At 74.1% G+C, this 2,066-nt stretch carries 2 protein-coding genes and 1 pseudogene; 2 read left to right on the top strand and 1 reads right to left on the bottom strand.

Annotated elements, in window-relative coordinates:
* Both ACWEVN_RS47660 and ACWEVN_RS47665 read left to right on the top strand, forming a co-directional pair.
* A pseudogene (locus ACWEVN_RS47660) lies at positions 1-237 on the top strand (DEAD/DEAH box helicase); the annotation flags it as partial.
* A gap of 26 nt (positions 238-263) precedes the next feature.
* The gene (locus ACWEVN_RS47665) at positions 264-1,562 is read left to right on the top strand and encodes an Rv3212 family protein (protein WP_452055685.1); all 1,299 of its coding nucleotides are present in this window, start codon (positions 264-266) and stop codon (positions 1,560-1,562) included.
* An 8-nt stretch (positions 1,563-1,570) separates the two neighbouring features.
* On the opposite strand, the gene ACWEVN_RS47670 is transcribed toward ACWEVN_RS47665, so the two are convergent.
* Complete coding sequence (locus ACWEVN_RS47670) at positions 1,571-2,062, bottom strand: hypothetical protein (protein WP_452055686.1); 492 nt, start codon at positions 2,060-2,062, stop codon at positions 1,571-1,573.
* Positions 2,063-2,066 lie beyond the last annotated feature (4 nt).

Below are 2,066 nucleotides of genomic sequence, written 5' to 3' on the forward strand. Positions count from 1 at the left end.
GCCGAGGCGATCGAGGCCGCGGACAACGCCGCTGCCGCCGCTGCTTCCTCGGACGAGACTCCCGCTTCGGCGGAGGGCCGCACCCGGACCCGCCGCCGCACCCGCAGCGGAAACGCCCCGGAGGCGACCGGCCCGGCCGTCGAAAAGGAAGCCGGCGAGAACGCCGAGCGCCCGGCTCGACGGCGCCGCCGTCGCCGCCCGGCCGCGACGTCTGATACACCTGCGTCGGCAGACTGAGGCTTCTCCATCGGGGGTTCGGGTACGTGAGCGACGTCGAGAAGGCGGACTTCGGGTCCGAGGACGTACTCGAGGACACTCCCGAGAGCACTCCGCCCGCCCCGCGGGTCAAGGCGCGTCGTTCGCCTTGGAACCGCGGGCGGGACCGGGTGGCCGCCGCGCTGATCGCGGTGGCCGTACTCGCGGTCGCGCTGATCATCGGCGTGACGAGCGACAGCGCGGCCACCGACCGGACCGAGGCGGCGCCGCCCCCGGCGCTGCCCGCGGTCCCGGACAAGGTCCCGGGGTCGATGGCGGAGATCTGGAGCGCCCCGAGCGGCGCGACCCCGGTCCCGGTCGTGGCCGGCGAGTCGGTGGCCACCGCGAACGGCGGCGAGGTCGCTGTGCGCGACCCGCTGACCGGGCAGATCCGCTGGCACTACACGCGTGACCTGCCGTTGTGCACGCTGGACCAGGTGTGGGGGCGGTTGAACGCCGTCTATGCGAAGTCGATGGGGTGCAGCGAGGTCACCCAGCTGGACCCGGGCACGGGCCGCATCACGGCCCAGCGCAACGGCAACGCGGAGCTGGGCACCCAGCTGGTCGACGACGGCTCCCACGTCACGGCGACGGGCAAGAAACTCCTCACCACCTGGCGCGACGACCTGGTGCAGAGCGCGGAGTACGGCCAGGTCCCGGCGCTGGTCAACGCGGGCAAGCAGCCGCGAACGGGCTGCACGTACGGAACGGTCGCGGCGGGCTCGGGCAAGATCGGCGTGATCGAGCGCTGCCCGGGCGACCCGGCGGACCGGCTGACGGTGTACAAGGCGGCCCCGGAGAAGGACGACGAGCCGCAGGTCGGCTTCAGTTCGGTGCTGGCGGGCAAGAGGGCCCGCGTGATCGCGATGTCGGGCGACCTGACGGCGGTGGTGCTGCCGGACCAGAAGCTCCTGGTGGTCTACAACGGCGACGGCACCCAGCGAGCGGCGTACCCGCTGGACGTCCCACCGGGCGACCTGGCGGCCGACCCGCCCTCGGGCGTCGAAGCCACCACCCAGACGGCGGCGAACATGTACTGGTTCAGCGGCTCGAAGCTGGTCGCCCTGTCCCGCGACGACCTGTCACCGCGCTGGACGTTGACCAGCGCCTCGGGGCCGGGAATCACGTTCGCCCAGCAACTGGTGGTCCCGATCAAGGGCGGCTTGGCGGTGCTGAACGAAACGGACGGTTCGACGATCCGCACGGTCGGTGTCGACCGCCGCGGCTACCAGGGAGTGGTCCGCCTGGGCGCGGCCGGCCCGGTCCTGCTGGAACAGCGGGGCCCGGCCCTCACCGCCCTGAAGTAGCCGCCTGATCAGGCGAGCCAGAACATGGTGATGGCGGAGACCGTGAAGAGCACGACCGCGAGCCCGGCTCCCACGGCGGGAGGCCCGTTGCGGCGGTCGGCGACCCGCTGAGCGAGCAGGGCCAGCACCGCGGCGATCGGGTGACCGATCAGGAGGGTCGCGCCGGGGCCGGGTGCGCCGGTGAACAGGCAGATGATCCCGACGACGAGCACCCCGACCGCGAGGATCGCGAGCCCGGCCGCCAGCGAGCCGGTGAAACCACGCCACCAGCGCCCACGGTCTTTCGCGGCCTCGGCGGGGGCGCTCTCCTCGGCCTCCGGAGAGGGCTCGAACCGCTCCGGCTCGACCCGCTCCTGCGGCTCGGTCGGCGCCTCAGCCCGCCCCGCGACCGGCGCCTCGGCCGCCGCACCTCGCACGGCCGCCCGCTCGGTGGGCTCGGCCCGCATCGGCGGCACCGGACCCGGCACGGTCGGCGCCTCGGCCGCAGCCCGCCCAGCCACCGGC

Source organism: Amycolatopsis sp. NPDC003861 (assembly GCF_053605405.1).